The organism is Microtetraspora glauca, assembly GCF_040656155.1.
Taxonomy (GTDB): domain Bacteria; phylum Actinomycetota; class Actinomycetes; order Streptosporangiales; family Streptosporangiaceae; genus Microtetraspora; species Microtetraspora glauca.
Map to the genome: position 1 here is coordinate 429,734 of NZ_JBFALK010000002.1, position 14,155 is coordinate 443,888.

Annotated in this window: 15 protein-coding genes; 7 read left to right on the forward strand and 8 right to left on the reverse strand. The window is 71.9% G+C overall.

Annotated elements, in window-relative coordinates; genetic code table 11:
• Positions 1-70 precede the first annotated feature (70 nt).
• Both AB0I59_RS05135 and AB0I59_RS05140 read right to left on the reverse strand, forming a co-directional pair.
• The gene (locus tag AB0I59_RS05135; RefSeq protein ID WP_061255356.1) at positions 71-1,294 is read right to left on the reverse strand and encodes a ribonuclease D; all 1,224 of its coding nucleotides are present in this window, start codon (positions 1,292-1,294) and stop codon (positions 71-73) included.
• A gap of 3 nt (positions 1,295-1,297) precedes the next feature.
• Positions 1,298-1,894, reverse strand: coding sequence for a DUF3000 domain-containing protein (locus AB0I59_RS05140; protein WP_061255357.1), 597 nt, complete (start codon positions 1,892-1,894; stop codon positions 1,298-1,300).
• A 614-nt stretch (positions 1,895-2,508) separates the two neighbouring features.
• Between AB0I59_RS05140 and hemE the strand changes: the two genes are divergently transcribed.
• Positions 2,509-3,546 carry a uroporphyrinogen decarboxylase gene (hemE, locus tag AB0I59_RS05145; protein WP_061255358.1) on the forward strand — a complete coding sequence of 346 codons (1,038 nt, stop codon included), beginning with the start codon at positions 2,509-2,511 and terminating at the stop codon, positions 3,544-3,546.
• Between the two features lie 160 nt (positions 3,547-3,706).
• Here the strand turns inward: hemE and AB0I59_RS05150 are convergent, their stop codons facing one another.
• A complete protein-coding gene (locus tag AB0I59_RS05150) occupies positions 3,707-4,744 on the reverse strand; it encodes a DUF4349 domain-containing protein (RefSeq protein WP_358130225.1) in 1,038 nt (345 codons plus the stop codon).
• A 126-nt stretch (positions 4,745-4,870) separates the two neighbouring features.
• Here AB0I59_RS05150 and hemG point away from each other — a divergent pair, with 126 nt between their 5' ends.
• The 3 genes from hemG (at position 4,871) to AB0I59_RS05165 (ending at position 7,860) form a co-directional block, all read left to right on the forward strand.
• Complete coding sequence (gene hemG, locus AB0I59_RS05155; RefSeq protein WP_358130228.1) at positions 4,871-6,325, forward strand: protoporphyrinogen oxidase; 1,455 nt, start codon at positions 4,871-4,873, stop codon at positions 6,323-6,325.
• Between the two features lie 18 nt (positions 6,326-6,343).
• Positions 6,344-7,045 carry a hydrogen peroxide-dependent heme synthase gene (gene hemQ / locus AB0I59_RS05160; RefSeq protein WP_061255507.1) on the forward strand — a complete coding sequence of 234 codons (702 nt, stop codon included), beginning with the start codon at positions 6,344-6,346 and terminating at the stop codon, positions 7,043-7,045.
• A 284-nt stretch (positions 7,046-7,329) separates the two neighbouring features.
• Entirely contained in the window at positions 7,330-7,860 is a 531-nt protein-coding gene (locus AB0I59_RS05165) for a hypothetical protein (RefSeq protein ID WP_228643224.1), read from the forward strand.
• A 15-nt stretch (positions 7,861-7,875) separates the two neighbouring features.
• Here the strand turns inward: AB0I59_RS05165 and msrB are convergent, their stop codons facing one another.
• Complete coding sequence (msrB, locus tag AB0I59_RS05170; RefSeq protein WP_358130232.1) at positions 7,876-8,277, reverse strand: peptide-methionine (R)-S-oxide reductase MsrB; 402 nt, start codon at positions 8,275-8,277, stop codon at positions 7,876-7,878.
• 365 nt (positions 8,278-8,642) lie between these two features.
• Between msrB and ligD the strand changes: the two genes are divergently transcribed.
• Positions 8,643-9,638 carry a non-homologous end-joining DNA ligase gene (ligD, locus tag AB0I59_RS05175; RefSeq protein WP_358130235.1) on the forward strand — a complete coding sequence of 332 codons (996 nt, stop codon included), beginning with the start codon at positions 8,643-8,645 and terminating at the stop codon, positions 9,636-9,638.
• A gap of 103 nt (positions 9,639-9,741) precedes the next feature.
• On the opposite strand, the gene AB0I59_RS05180 is transcribed toward ligD, so the two are convergent.
• Complete coding sequence (locus AB0I59_RS05180) at positions 9,742-10,146, reverse strand: hypothetical protein (RefSeq protein ID WP_061255364.1); 405 nt, start codon at positions 10,144-10,146, stop codon at positions 9,742-9,744.
• Between the two features lie 183 nt (positions 10,147-10,329).
• On the opposite strand from AB0I59_RS05180, the gene AB0I59_RS05185 reads away from it, so the two are divergent.
• Entirely contained in the window at positions 10,330-11,067 is a 738-nt protein-coding gene (locus AB0I59_RS05185) for a pyrimidine reductase family protein (protein WP_061255365.1), read from the forward strand.
• Positions 11,051-12,133: an ATP-dependent DNA ligase gene (locus tag AB0I59_RS05190; protein ID WP_061255366.1), complete on the forward strand. Its 1,083-nt coding sequence runs from the start codon at positions 11,051-11,053 to the stop codon at positions 12,131-12,133. The genes AB0I59_RS05185 and AB0I59_RS05190 overlap by 17 nt, the downstream gene beginning before the upstream one ends.
• Before the next feature lie 48 nt (positions 12,134-12,181).
• Here AB0I59_RS05190 and AB0I59_RS05195 read toward each other — a convergent pair whose 3' ends face one another.
• From AB0I59_RS05195 to AB0I59_RS05205, 3 genes are read right to left on the reverse strand one after another with little or no spacing between them, the layout of a single operon-like run.
• Positions 12,182-12,490, reverse strand: a complete 309-nt coding sequence (locus tag AB0I59_RS05195; RefSeq protein WP_061255367.1) for an AzlD domain-containing protein — start codon at positions 12,488-12,490, stop codon at positions 12,182-12,184.
• Entirely contained in the window at positions 12,487-13,203 is a 717-nt protein-coding gene (locus AB0I59_RS05200) for an AzlC family ABC transporter permease (RefSeq protein WP_358130240.1), read from the reverse strand. The genes AB0I59_RS05195 and AB0I59_RS05200 overlap by 4 nt, the downstream gene beginning before the upstream one ends.
• 10 nt (positions 13,204-13,213) lie before the next feature.
• On the reverse strand, positions 13,214-14,068 hold the full coding sequence (locus AB0I59_RS05205) for an AraC family transcriptional regulator (protein WP_061255368.1): 855 nt from the start codon (positions 14,066-14,068) through the stop codon (positions 13,214-13,216).
• Positions 14,069-14,155: the final 87 nt, after the last annotated feature.

Sequence of the window (14,155 nt, forward strand, 5' to 3'; positions counted from 1 at the left end):
GCGGAACGCCGAGCGCCGACCACCGTTGGGTGGTCGGCGCTCGGCGTTCGACGGCGGGGGAGGCCGGGCGTCAGGCGGTGCTCTTGGCGTCCAGCCGCTGGAGCGCCTTCGCCATCGGGAAGGCCGTCAGGCCGATCTGCCACTGCCGCGCCCCCAGTTGGCGCAGCCGCAGGGCGATCGACTCCTGGGACAGGTCGGCGGGCGGCTCCCAGGTGAGCCGCCGTACCGCGTCCGGCTGCAGCAGGTTCTCGGTGGGCATCCGGTGCTCGTCGGCGAGCGCGGCGATCACCGTCCGGGCCGCGGCCAGCCGCTTCGCCGCCTCCGGATCCCGGTCGGCCCACCGGTTGGCCGGAGGCGGACCGTCACCCGGCCCCATCGGCTGGGGCAGCTCGGCGTCCGGCATCGTCCGGCCCCGGGCGACCGCGGCCAGCCAGTCGCGCAGATGGCGACGCGCGCTCCTGCCGGTGAACGGGGCGATCTCGGTCAGCGCCTTCGTGGTGCGCGGCTGGTCGAGCGCGGCCTGCACGATCGCGGAATCCGGCAGCACCCGTCCGGGGGCGAGGTCGATGTCCTGGGCGATCTCGTCCCGAAGCGTCCACAGCTCGCGGACCACGGCGAGGCCGCGCAGCGACCGTACGCGATGGATGCCCGAGGTGCGCCGCCACGGATCGCTGCGCGGAGGGGCGCTCGGAGCCGCGAGGATCGAGGAGAACTCCTCCAGGGCCCACTCCAGCTTGCCGCTGGAGGTCAGCTCCGAGAACAGGGCGTCCCTGAGCTCGATCAGCACCTCGACGTCAAGCGCCGCATAGCGCAGCCAGTCTTCCGGGAGGGGGCGGTTGGACCAGTCGGCCGCCGAATGGCCCTTTTCCAGCCGCAGGCCCAGGACGACCTCGACCATCGTGCCCAGCCCGACCCGCTCGTAGCCGAGCAGCCGTCCCGCGAGCTCGGTGTCGAACAGCTTCCGCGGGCGGAAGCCCAGCTCGGTCAGACAGGGCAGGTCCTGGGTCGCCGCGTGCAGGACGATCTCACCGTCGGCGACGGCGTCGTGCAGGGCGGTCAGGTCGGGACAGGCCACGGGGTCGATCAGCGCGGTGCCGGCTCCGGCCCGGCGCAACTGCACCAGGTAGGCGCGGCCGCTGTAGCGGTAGCCGGAGGCACGCTCGGCGTCCACCGCGACGGGGCCGCTCCCTCCGGCGAAGGCGCGCACGACCGCCGCGAGCGCGGCGTCGTCCTCGATGACGGGCGGAATTCCCTCACGCGGCTCCAACAAGAGCTGAACTTCAGGTTCGGTCACGAGTTACGGGGCTTTCGGATCTTCGCGACGCGCCGGGCGGAGCCGCAGCGCCGCGACATCGGGTGGAAGGGGTGGGATGCCCGCGGCGAGACACATCAGATCGCACCAGGCGGCGGCATGCGCGGACAGGTCCTCGTCGAGAGGGGACCAGGAGGCCCGCAGCTCCAGCTCGGTGGTGACGGGGTCGGCGGACTTGTTACCGAAACCCTCCGACACGGCACGGGTCACCGTGCCGCCGGCCGCGGCGTAGGCAGCGCCGTGCGCGTCGAGCGACTCGGTGAGCCAGCTCCAGGCCACCGGACCGAGCAGCGGATCCGTGGTGATCTCCGGCTCCATGTCGGCGCGGACGTAGGCGACCAGGCGGAACTGCCCCTCCCAGCCGCGCTGACCGTCCGGGTCGAACAGCATGATCAGACGGCCGACCGCCAGCTCGTCGTCGTCACGGTAGACGGAGGCTCCGACCGCCCCGGAATAGGGCGCGAGGCGCTGCGGCGCGGGGATGTCCTCCAGCTCGATCTCCGGTCTGACCTTGGCGGGCCGCAACGTCTCCAGCGCCCGCCGGAAGGCGGCCGGAGGCACGGGTGCGTCACCGAGGGTCATAGCCGAAGCGTAGGCCGGATTCGGGAGTGCACGAAGCAGGGGGATGGCTGTGGGGGGCATACGTACCGATCAAACCGAGGCCGTCGCAAGCAACAGGGCGAATCCGCAGGTCGTGCACACCCGCTCGGGACAGTCGTCGTGAGCGTCAGGGCAGGGCGGCTGTTCGAACGCGCGCTCGGCGTCGCAACCGGCACAGTGCTCAGTGCGGTGTTCGGGGGAACTCCACATCGACGTCATCGCTCCGGGGCCTCTCGTCGGATCCACGGTTGTGTCCCTAGTGATCGGGACTGCTCTGACGTTGACATGTCCCGCCGACATTTCCCCGCAACGCGCTCGGCGTGTCTCGAAAGTGGTATTGGAATCGATGCCGGAAGCCCGATTGCGAACACTTTGCCGACCTGTGAGGTGAACCTCATGAAGCGGAGAGGTTCACCATACCGATGCTTGGCCCGCGCCGTACCGTCGGCGCGCGGCGACACGCGCGTACACTCGCGAGTCTCTGGGCAGGAGAGGCGGCGGCAGGCGCCGTGCGCCGTGCCGGGAACGCGCGGCGAAGGGGGACGGATCCCGCGACCGGTGCGTGGGCCGGGCCCTTGACATGGGACGCTGGGACCGTGACTGCCCACCTTGCCGACTCAGCCTTCCTCCGCGCCTGCCGTCGCGAGCCCGTCCCGCACACGCCCGTCTGGTTCATGCGCCAGGCGGGGCGATCGCTCCCGGAGTACCGCCGGGTGCGCGAGGGGACCTCGATGCTCGACGCGTGCGCGACGCCGGACCTCGTGGTCGAGATCACCATGCAGCCGGTCCGGCGATACTCCACGGACGCCGCGATCTTCTTCAGCGACATCGTGGTCCCCCTCAAGGCCATCGGCGTCGCCCTCGACATCGTGCCGGGCGTCGGCCCCGTGGTGGACGCGCCGATCCGTGACGCGTCCGCCGTCGCCACTCTGCGGCCCATCGAGCCGGGCGACGTCCCGTATGTCACGGAGTCCGTGCAGTCGCTCGTGAAGGAGCTCGACGGCATCCCCCTGATCGGGTTCGCCGGAGGGCCGTTCACGCTCGCGTCGTACCTCATCGAGGGCGGTCCCTCGAAGAACCACGACCGCACCAAGGCGATGATGTACGGCGAGCCGGAGCTGTGGCACGAGCTGATGGACCGGCTGGCCACGATCACCCTGGCCTTCCTGCGCATCCAGGTCGCCGCGGGCGCGTCCGCGATCCAGCTCTTCGACTCGTGGGTCGGCGCGGTCGCCCCGGCGGACTACCGCTCGTACGTGCTGCCGCACACGAGCAAGATCTTCTCGGGCCTGGTCGACCTCGGCGTGCCCCGCATCCACTTCGGCGTGGGAACGGGCGAGCTGCTCGGCCTGATGGGGGAGGCCGGCGCCGACGTCGTCGGGGTGGACTGGCGGGTGCCGCTCGACGAGGCCGCGCTCCGCGTCGGCGCGGGCAAGGCCCTGCAGGGGAACCTGGACCCGGCCATCCTGCTGGCCCCGTGGGAGGTCGTCGAGCCCCGCGCCCGTGAGGTGCTGGAGCGTGGCCGGGTGGCCGAGGGGCACGTCTTCAACCTCGGCCACGGCGTCCTGCCCTCCACCGACCCCGACCAGCTCGCGCGGCTGGCCGACTTCGTCCACGAGGCGTCCGCCCGCTGACCCGAGGATCGGCGCGCGCCGGACACAGGGCTGGACACGGTACCGGGCACAGGGTTGGACACGGTGCTGGAAATGGCGCCGGACAGGGCTGGACACGGGTTCGCGCCGGACGTGGCCGCCGCCACGTCCGGCGCTTTCCTCACCCGACGTCGCGAAGGAGTCAGGCGGACGTGCCGGGCGACCCGCCCGTGCTCTCGGCTCCCGTGCTCTCGCCGTTCGCGGTCTCGCCGGGCCGGAGCGCGGAGCCGGCCGGGGCCGCGGAGCCGGGCTGCGCCGCGCCCGGCGACGCCGTACGGCGGGCACGGTTCCGGCGGTGGACCAGCACGAAGGGCAGCCCGACGAGGGCGGCCAGGACCAGCCAGGGCAGCAGCGCGCCCAGCACGGTGAGGCCGATCCCGACGGCCCTGACCAGCGTCTTCCAGCCGACCTCGAGACCGGCGAAGAACCCGGACTCCTTCGGCTTGGGCTTGGGGACCGTCGCCTTGGGCCCGGCCAGGCTGAGGGTGACGGTCGCCATGCCGGTCTGGGAGGCAAGCGCCTTCTGCCGAGCCTGGAGCGACTCCAACTCGGCCTCGCGGTTGGAGATCTCGCGTTCGATCTCCAGGATCTCGCCGATCTTCTCCGCCTTGCGCAGCAGCGTGCGGAACTGGTTGAGCGCCGACTCCGCCGACTTCACCCGGCTGGCCACGTCGGCGACCTCCTCGGTGACGTCCTGCGCGCCCTGGTGCAGCGACTCCCGTTTGCCGAGGTCACGGCCGAGGCGGGCCAGTACGTCCGGGTAGCCGGTCGGCGGGATCTTGAACGTGACGACCGCCTCGTCCCGCTTGGCGAATGAGTTGCTCCGCTCCTCGGAGACGTAGCCGCCCGCGCCGGTCACGATCTGCTTGGCCTGCTCCGCGGCGGCGCTGACATCCTTCACCCGGACGGTCAGCTGGGCCGTGTAGATCACCGCCCGAGGGTCGGACACGATCCTCGTCTTCTGCGAGGACGCGGGCTTCGTTTCGCCGATCGCGTCGGCGCCGGCACCCGAGCCGCCGCCCGAATCCGCCTGGGGGCGGGCGAGTTCTGGAACGACGGCGGCCTCGGTGGCGGACTCGTCACGGGCCACGGACTCGGAGGAACCGCTTGCCCCTCCGCAACCGGAGATCAGGAAGGCCGTCGCGACGATAACAGCTGTTCCGTACCGGAATCTGGTCATGTCCGTGAAGACGAGTCCGGGACCCGGCGGGTTCGGTGGCCGGAGTCACGGTCCTGTCACGGGTTCCGCGCCGCGCGGTCACGTCGGTTCGGGGGCCGTGCCCCCCGCCCGGTAGCGTTAATCGCTATGGAAGGAACCCCAGCTCCGCGCCATGTCGTGGTCGTCGGCGGTGGAATCGCCGGCCTGGCCGCCGCCCTCTATCTGCGGCGCGGTGCCACCCGCGAGATACGGATCACCGTTCTGGAGGGGGCGCCGCGGATCGGCGGCAAGCTCCACGTGTCCGAGGTGGCCGGTCTGGAGGTGGACGCCGGCGCCGAGGCCATGCTGGCCCGCAGGCCCGAGGGCAAGGAACTGGCCGGGCTCGCCGGAATGGACGACATGCTCGTCTACCCCGGCACGACGCACGCGTCCATCCTGTCCAGGGGTGCGCTTCGCACGCTGCCCAAGGGACAGGTGATGGGCGTCCCGTCCGACCTGGCCGCGCTCGCCGCGTCGCGGGTCCTGTCCCCCGGGGGACTGGCCCGGGTCGCGCTCGACCGGATCCTTCCCCCGACCACGGTCACCACGGATGTCTCCGTGGCCGCCTACATCCGGGCCCGCGTGGGGGGCGAGGTCGTCGACCGACTCGTCGAACCGCTGCTCGGCGGGGTCTACGCCGGCCGGTCGGAGATGCTTTCCCTCCAGGCGACCATGCCGCAGATCGCCGCCATCGCGCGTACGGAGCGGTCCCTGACGCAGGCCGTCGGCGATGTCGTCGCGGCGGTTCCCAAGGACGCGGGGCCGGTCTTCACCACGCTCAAGAACGGCATGGGCAGCCTGCCCGAGGCGGTCGCGAAGGCGTCCGGAGCAGACGTCAGGACCGGAGTGACGGTGCGCGAGCTGGTCCGGATCCCGGGCGGTTGGCGGCTCGTCACCGGCCCCACCCGGGACGAGGAGATCATCGAGGCCGACGCCGTCGTGCTCGCCGTGCCCGCGACCGCGGCCGCGCGGCTGTTGCGGCGTGAGGTCCCGGGCGCGGCCGCCGAACTGGCCGGGATCGAATACGCCAGCATGGCCATCGCCACCCTGGCCTATCCCAGGGACGCGTTCCCCGTGCCGCCGTCCGGCAGCGGTTACCTGGTCCCGCCGGTCGAGCGCAGGCCGGTCAAGGCGGCGACCTTCAGCACGATCAAGTGGCCGCACCTGGCCGAGGCCGACCCCGGCGTGGTGGTCGTGCGCTGCTCCATGGGACGTCTGGGGGAGGAGCACGTCCTCCAGCGGGACGACGCCGAGCTGGTGGCCATCGCGGTGAGCGAGATGGCCGACGTCACCGGGGTGCGGGCGTTCCCGATCGACACCCGGATCACCCGCTGGGGCGGCTCCCTGCCGCAGTACAACGTCGGTCACCTCGGCCGGGTCGCCCGCATCCGCGTGGCGACGTCCATCCAGCCCGGTCTGGCGGTCTGCGGTGCGGCCTACGACGGTGTCGGGGTTCCCGCGTGCGCCGCCACCGCCCGCACCGCCGCCGCCCAGATCCTCGACCATCTCGCCGCGAGCGAGCCGCGGGCCGCGGCCGGGGCGGCGAACGACCCGAAAGGGTGAGACGGCAGAATGGAACGCATGACGGAGGGCACATCGCGTCCCAAGGCGCGTGATCTCAACCAGGTGATCCGGTACACCATGTGGTCGGTCTTCCGGCTGCGCGACCAGCTGCCTCCGAGCCGCGACGGCGTCGCCGACGAGGTGGACGAGCTGCTCGCGCAGGCGGGCGGCAAGGACGTCGTGACCCGCGGGTGCTACGACGTCTCCGGGTTCCGCGCGGACGCCGACTACATGTTCTGGTGGCACGCTCCGGCGGCCGAGGACCTGCAGGAGGTCTACTCCCGCTTCCGCCGTACCGCGCTCGGCCGCGTGAGCGAGCCCGTCTGGTCGGCGATGGCGCTGCACCGGCCGGCGGAGTTCAACAAGTCGCACATCCCGGCGTTCCTGGCGGAGGAGGAGCCGAGGGGGTTCGTCTCGGTCTATCCGTTCGTGCGCTCCCTTGAGTGGTACCTCCTCGACGACGTCGAGCGCCGGACCATGCTCGCCGAGCACGGCAGGATGGCCCGCGACTTCCCGGATGTACGGGCGAACACCGTGGCCTGCTTCGCGCTGAACGACTTCGAGTGGATGCTCGCGTTCGAGGCCGACGAGCTGCACCGCATCGTCGACCTCATGCGCCACCTGCGCGGAGCCGAGGCCCGCCGCCACACCCGGATCGAGATCCCGTTCTACACCGGGCGCAGGAAGCCGGTCAGCGAGCTGGTCGCGGCCCTGCCCTGACCCGTTTGCCGCGTTCCACGCGCAGCGCCCGCCGGGTCACCGGCGGGCGCTGCGCGTGTACGGGCCCGGGTGCGTACGGCGCCCGCGGCGCGGGTAGAACCCCCGCGGATGACCCTCCCTGTACGAGAGGATGACCCTCCCTGTACCAATTGCCGGGAACCGCCGATATGATCTCGTTATCTTTGTCATACTCGGGCAAAGCCCTTATGTCGTTGTGAGGCGAGGTGTCGAGGGTTCTGGCACGTTCCAGGGGTCGCCGCCGGAAGCGGCGCACCAAATCGCGCGTGATCAAGGCGTCCGTCGGCCTGGTGGCACTCGCCGGGTGCGCCGTCGTGGTGCGGCCGCTGCTCGCCGGCTCCGGTGCGCCCTCTCCGGTCCGCGCGGCCGCGGTCGCGCCCGTCGCGAGCCCGGCGGGCGAGCTGACCGTCACGAGCGCCGACGGCGCCGCGAGCGCCGGCCGGGTCGGCGGCTCGAAGGGCGAGGTCATGGCGTCCGGCCGGTCGAAGTACACGGACGACCAGGCGATCACCTATTTCACGAGCCGCTGGAACGACAAGACGACCAAGCGGGTCAGGGACATCCGCACGACCGGCCGATATCTGCGCATCTACACGAACCTGTCGGAGAACGCGAGCAACTCCAAGCCCGCCATCGCGCTGTGCGAGAGGGGCCTGAAGTACCTCAAGGAGATCGGGGAGAGCAACCCGGTGGTCTTCGTCCAGGCGAAGTTCGGCCAGAACGGCAACCCCGTCCTGGCCAACATCCTCGGTCCGGACGACAAGACCTGCCGCGTCACGCACCCCAAGCCCAAGTGACCGCCGAGGCGGACCTCACTCGGCCGGTTCGTGGGTCAGGCAGACCGAGTTGATGCAGTAACGGTCGTCGGTGGGGGTGGGGTAGCCCTCACCGTGGAAGACATGGCCGAGATGCGAGTCGCACCGGGCGCAGCGGACCTCCACCCGGCTCATGCCCAGGGAGTCGTCCTCCAGCAGCGTGACCGCGTCCGAGTCCGACGGCTCGAAGAACGACGGCCAGCCGCAGTGCGAGTCGAACTTGGCCTCGGAGCGGAACAGTTCGGCGCCGCAGGCGCGGCAGGAGTAGACCCCCACCGTCTTCGTGTCGACGTACTCCCCGGTGAAGGGCCGCTCCGTGCCCGCCTGACGCAGCACGCGGAACTCCTCGGGCGAGAGCTGGACGCGCCATTCGGCGTCGCTTTTGATGACCTTGTCCATATCTGCCTGCCTCTGTGAGATCGATCCCGTGGTCATCGCGTAAGAACCACGGAAGGGCCTGAGACCTTCCCGGCGGAGTTCTTTCCGGGCGAAGCATCCTTCGGAGGTCGTTTCGGCGTCTTCACTGGTGAGAGGGCCGATCCTCCCCGTGAGGGAGGGGCCGGCCGTCCCGCCGTCGCGGCGGCGAAGCGCCCTACCCGTGCTGGACGCCGCCCGTACGGCAGGAGGGTTGCCGTCCGGAGGGGCGGCACGCCGGGTCCGTCCCGTCCTACCTTCCGGCCGAGGCCGGTGCCCAGTGCCGAGCACCGAAGGCCGAACGCCGAGGTCCGGGACGGACCCGCTCCGTCCCGGGTAGGGTCCGGAACATGGCTTCGCCGTTTATCGAGATCAAAGCGGGTGACCGGACCGTCAAGGTGACCAATCCGGACAAGGTCTACTTCCCCGGCATCGGCGCCACCAAGCGCGACCTGGTGGAGTACTACGTGAACGTCGGGGAGGGGGTCCTGCGCGCGCTGTACGACCGCCCGACGCATCTCAAGCGACACCCCGACGGCGTCGAGACCGAGGCGATCTACCAGAAGCGGATGCCCAAACATCCCGACTGGATCGAGACGGTGACCGTGCGGTTCCCCAGCGGGCGGACCGCCGACGCGTTCCGTCCCACCGAGATCGCCGCGATCGCCTGGTGCGCGAACCTCGGCACGATCGACTTCCACCCCTGGCCCGTACGCGCTGCCGACGTGGAGCACCCCGACGAACTGCGCGTCGACATCGATCCGCAGCCCGGCACCGGGTTCGACGAGGCGCGCAAGGTCGCCTTCGTCGTCCGCGAGGTCCTCGACGAGCTGGGCGTGAGCGGCTTCCCGAAGACCTCAGGCAGCCGCGGGATCCACGTCGCCGTCCGCGTCCGGCCGGAATGGACCTTCACCGAGGTACGGCACGCGTCCATCGCGCTCGCCCGTGAGGTGGAGCGGCGCGCTCCCGCCCTCGCGACCACCGCCTGGTGGAAGGAGGAGCGCGGCGAGCGGATCTTCATCGACTACAACCAGAACGCCCGCGACCGCACCGTCGTCGCCGCCTACTCCGTGCGCGCCCGGCCGGAGGCGCCGGTGTCCGCCCCCGTGACCTGGGACGAGCTGGCCGACTGCGATCCGCGCGACTTCGACATCAGGACGATGCCGGAGCGCTTCGCCCGGCTCGGCGACGTGCACCGGGCCATCGACGACGAGGCGTTCGGCATCGAGACGCTGCTGGAGTGGTACGCCGCGGACGACCGCGGCGACCTGCCGTACCCGCCGAACTATCCGAAGATGCCCGGCGAGCCCAAGCGCGTCCAGCCGTCCAAGGCGCGCCCGTCCTAGCGTTGTGCCGGACGCGACCCATGGGCCGACCTCCTGGATGAACTGCGGGCGGCGCGCTTCGCGCGGGAGCCGCCGGCGGGGCTGTCGGACGAGGAGCGGCCGGCTAGAAGTGGTGGGCCATCGAGGCCGTCAGCAGCACCAGGACGAACGTGGAGACACCGGCGACGCCGTGCAGGACGACCGCGATCACGGGGAAGCGGCGTTCCGCGCCCCGGGCGTGGCGTCCCCGGCCCAGCCAGCGGGTGAACAGCGTGAACCCGAGCAGTGCCACGGCGGTCAGCACGGCGAAGGCGCCCCAGGCGTACCCGCTCTCGCGGGTGAGCAGGAAGCCGATCCACAGCCCGAGACCCGCCACCGCCAGAGCCGGATGGGTGAGGATCAGCGTGACGGGGAACGCGGTGACCTTCGTCGCCTGCTGCCGCAGGCCGCTGCCCGCCAGCCACAGGACCAGCAGGTAGAGCCCGGCCAGCACGGTGAGGATCCAGACTGCGAGCGCGGCGAGTTCCAAGCGTCTCCTCCGGAGCGGATCCGAAGCGGACACCCGGCCCGTCGGTCCCGTCGGCTCGATCCAACACCGTCCCCCACAAGGCGGGAACAGGGGACATCGAACCGTTATCTGCGGGGGCTCCGGACGGCATGCCCTGCGGAGGTCCCTCCATGTATGTCGGGCGGATGTGCCACTGTAGAGAGCGTGCGCCGCATACATCCCGACTTCGAGGACGATCCGGATCTCGTCGCCGCCTACGCCCAGCCCGCGGGCGAGTGGCTGCGGCTCAACATGGTGGCCAGCGCGGACGGCGGTGCCTGGCTCAAGGGCCTGTCCGGCGGCCTGTCCAGCGAGGGGGACCGCCGGGTCTTCGGGATCCTGCGCGGCCTCGCCGACGTGATCCTCGCCGGTGCCGCCACGGTGCGCACCGAGGGGTACGGCCCGGCCCGGCCGCGCGAGTCGTGGCGCGCCCTGAGGGAGGGCCGTCCCCCCGCGCCGCCGGTGGCGGTCGTCACCCGGCGGCTCGACCTGGACCTCGGCAGCCCCCTGTTCACCGAGACTGAGCCGTACGCGCGGACGATCGTGATCACCACGGAGTCCGCGCCGCGCGACCGGCGGGCGGAGGCGGCCAAGAAGGCCGATGTGATCATCGCGGGGGAGTACCGCGTCGATCTGGTGCCGGCGGTCCGCGAGCTGCGCGACCGCGGCCTGGGCGCGATCCTGTGCGAGGGAGGGCCGCGGCTGAACGCGCAGCTCGCCGCCGCCGGCCTGGTGGACGAGCTGTGCCTCACCGTCAGCCCGCTGCTGATCGGCGGCGACGCGGCCCGCATCCTGAACGGTGCCGCCTCCCAGACCCGGCTGACGCTCGCCCAGGTCCTCCAGGAGGAGGGTTTCCTCTTCTGCCGATACATGAGGGAGATGTCGGATGAGCTTGCCGGTTGAGCCGCCCGTGGCCCCGATGCTGGCCAAGGCGGTCAAGCGGCTGCCGGACCAGGACGGATCGCTCTTCTACGAGCCGAAGTGGGACGGCTTCCGCTGCATCGTGTTCCGCGACGGTGACGAGGTCTATCTCGGCAGCAGGAACGAGCGGCCGTTCACCAGATACTTCCCCGAGCTGGTCCAGGCCGTGCGCGACGAGCTGCCCGAGCGGTGCGTCGTGGACGGCGAGATCGTCGTCATGAGTGGCCAGACGCTCGACTTCGACGCGCTCCAGCAGCGCATCCACCCGGCGGAGTCGCGGGTGCGGCTGCTCGCCGAGCGGACGCCCGCGTCGTTCGTCGCGTTCGACCTGCTCGCGCTGGGCGACGAGGACCTGATGGCCGCGCCGTTCGCGGACCGGAGGGCCCGGCTGGAGGAGGCGCTGGCCGGCGCGGGCCGCTCGATCCGGCTCACGCCCGTCACGCGGGACGAACGCCGGGCCGCCGAGTGGTTCGACACCTTCGAGGGGGCCGGGCTGGACGGCATCGTCGTCAAACCCGGCACGCTGCCGTACGAACCGGACCGGCGGGTGATGTTCAAGGTCAAGCACGAGCGGACGGCCGACTGCGTCGTCGCCGGATACCGCGAGCACAAGACCGGATCGGTGGTCGGCTCTCTGCTCCTGGGGCTGTACGACGCGGACGGGCGGCTGCACCACGTGGGCGTGGTGGCGGCGTTCCCGATGAAGCGCCGCGCCGAGCTGGTGGGGGAGCTCGCGCCGTACCGGCTGGAGGACCTGGGCGAGCATCCCTGGGCGTCGTGGGCGGCGCAGGGCGGTGAGACGGCGCCCGACGGCGGCCAGCGGATGCCCGGCGCGGTCTCCCGGTGGAACGCCAAGAAGGATCTGTCGTTCATCCCGCTCCGGCCCGAGCTGGTGGTCGAGGTGGCCTACGACCACATGGAGGGCGACAGGTTCCGGCACACCGCCCAGTTCCGCCGCCGGCGTCCGGACCGCGAGCCGTCCTCGTGCACGTACGAGCAGCTCGAACGGCCCGTGGCCTACGACCTCGACGACATCCTGCCGCGCTGATCCGGCGACGGCGCCGCCGGGAGGGAACGGAAACCTCGTCTCAGCCCGTCAGCCCGTCAGCGCGCGGATGGCGGCGGTCACGACGACCGCGACCGCGACGACCACCAGGAACGGCGCCCGCAGCAGCAGCGCGACGGCGGCCGCCGCGACCCCCGCCGCCCGCGCGTCGACGACCAGGGCCTGACCGCTCCCGAAGGTCTGGATCGCGGTGAGGGCGGCCAGCATCGCGATGGGCACCAGGGCGGCGGTCCGCCGTACGAGGGGCCGGTCAAGCAGCCCGGCGGGCACGGAGATGCCGAGCAGCTTGACGGCGTAGCAGCCGAGGGCCGTGACGGCGATGGCGATCCAGACGGTCAACGGTGCGCCTCCTCGCGGCGGGTGAAGGTCAAGGCGATCGGCGCGGCCAGCGCCGCGACCAGGACGGGGACGCCCGCGGGCAGCAGCGGCAGGCACGCCAGCGCGAGCACGACGGCGAGGAACGCGACCAGCGCCTCCTGCCGCCCGCGCAACATGGACGCGAGCAGCGCCAGGAAGGCGGCGGGGCCCGCCGCGTCCAGCCCCCAGGCCGACGGGTCGCCGAGGGCGGCCGCTCCGAGCGCGCCGAGGAAGGTGCTCAGGTTCCAGAGCGTGTACAGGCTGGCCCCGGTGACCGTGAACCCGAGCCTGGCGCTGTCCCGGTCCGGCTGCGCCATGGCCACGGCCGAGGTCTCGTCGATGATCCACTGCGCGGCGAACGGGCGCACCGCGCGGGGCAGGCGCAGCAGGTGCGACAGCCGCAGCCCGTAGAAGGCGTTGCGCACGCCGAGGAACAGGGCTCCCGCCACCGCCGCGGCGGGATTGCCGCCCGCTCCCAGCGCGCCGACGAGCGCGAACTGCGACGCCCCGGTGAAGACGAGAAGGGAGAGCGCGCACGTCTGCGCCAGGCTCAGCCCGGCGCCGGCCGAGGTCACGCCGAAGGCGAACCCGGACAGGCCGACGGCCACCCCCACTCCCAGGGCGTCCCGTACGACCGCGGCCCGGGGTCGGCCGGGTGCCTGTTCTTCCTCGATTCGCGCTGATGCCGTCGTCACGCGCCCGAGGTTACGCGGCGCCGCCAAAACGGTCTTGTACGTTCTTGCGCTCCCGCTGGTACGCCCCCGGAGGCACGCCGACGACGCGGGTGAAGTGCCGGTTCAGGTGGGGCTGGTCGGTGAATCCCACGGTCACGGCGGCGACGGCGGGGGTGACCCCCTCGTCCAGCAGGTGGCGGGCCCGGCGGACCCGGGCGTCGGTGAGCCAGCTGTGGGGAGGCATGCCGTACGCGGTGCGGAACGCCCGCAGCAACGCGAACGGGCCGGTGCCGAGCTCGGCGGCGAGCCGTTCGAGGGAGGGCGGTGCGGCCATTCGCTCCTCCAGGATGTCCCGGGCCCTGGCCGCGTTCCGCGCGCCCGCGCCGCGCGGGGCGGACGCGATCAGCGCGGTGCCGTGCGAGCGGAGCAGCCGGGCCACGGTGATCCGCAGCAGGGTGTCCGCGGCCAATGTGTTGCGCTCGTCCACGGCGCGCAGCACCTCGGTGACGAGGCGTACGGCGTGCGGGTCATGGGCGACGGGGACGGCGAACCCGGCGGTGCCCCTGATCGAGATCGTCTCGGCGGCGACCGCCGCGACCAGCTCGGCCTCCGGATAGACGGCGCTGTAGGTCCACCCCTCCGGCACGCCCGCCCGGCCGGTGTGCGGGGTGTCGGGGTTGATCAGCGCGAGGCTGCCGGGCCCGGCGCGCTCGATGCTGTCGCGCACGTGGAACTCGTCGACGCCCCGGGTGACCGCGGCGATGACGAAGTTCTCATGGGTGTGCCGGATGAAGGTCTTGCTGACGTAGCGGGCCCGGAGCAGGTCCACCCCCGGAAGTCCCGGGTGCCGCCAGTGCCGCGCCTCCTCTTCCTCGTCCGGGGTCATGTACTTGATTGTCCGGGAAAGCGATGAAAATCCGTGCGGCGGCCCCCGGACCCGGCGTCCGCCCACCCTCACGCGGAACGCGATGCC

Coding starts and splice junctions, on each gene's coding strand:
- AB0I59_RS05140 (WP_061255357.1), bottom strand. CDS start 1,894: ATGACCCTCGGTGACGCACCCGTGCCTCCGGCCGCCTTCCGGCGGGCG.
- AB0I59_RS05150 (WP_358130225.1), bottom strand. CDS start 4,744: ATGACCAGATTCCGGTACGGAACAGCTGTTATCGTCGCGACGGCCTTC.
- hemG (WP_358130228.1), top strand. CDS start 4,871: ATGGAAGGAACCCCAGCTCCGCGCCATGTCGTGGTCGTCGGCGGTGGA.
- hemQ (WP_061255507.1), top strand. CDS start 6,344: ATGACGGAGGGCACATCGCGTCCCAAGGCGCGTGATCTCAACCAGGTG.
- msrB (WP_358130232.1), bottom strand. CDS start 8,277: ATGGACAAGGTCATCAAAAGCGACGCCGAATGGCGCGTCCAGCTCTCG.
- ligD (WP_358130235.1), top strand. CDS start 8,643: ATGGCTTCGCCGTTTATCGAGATCAAAGCGGGTGACCGGACCGTCAAG.
- AB0I59_RS05190 (WP_061255366.1), top strand. CDS start 11,051: ATGAGCTTGCCGGTTGAGCCGCCCGTGGCCCCGATGCTGGCCAAGGCG.
- AB0I59_RS05205 (WP_061255368.1), bottom strand. CDS start 14,068: ATGACCCCGGACGAGGAAGAGGAGGCGCGGCACTGGCGGCACCCGGGA.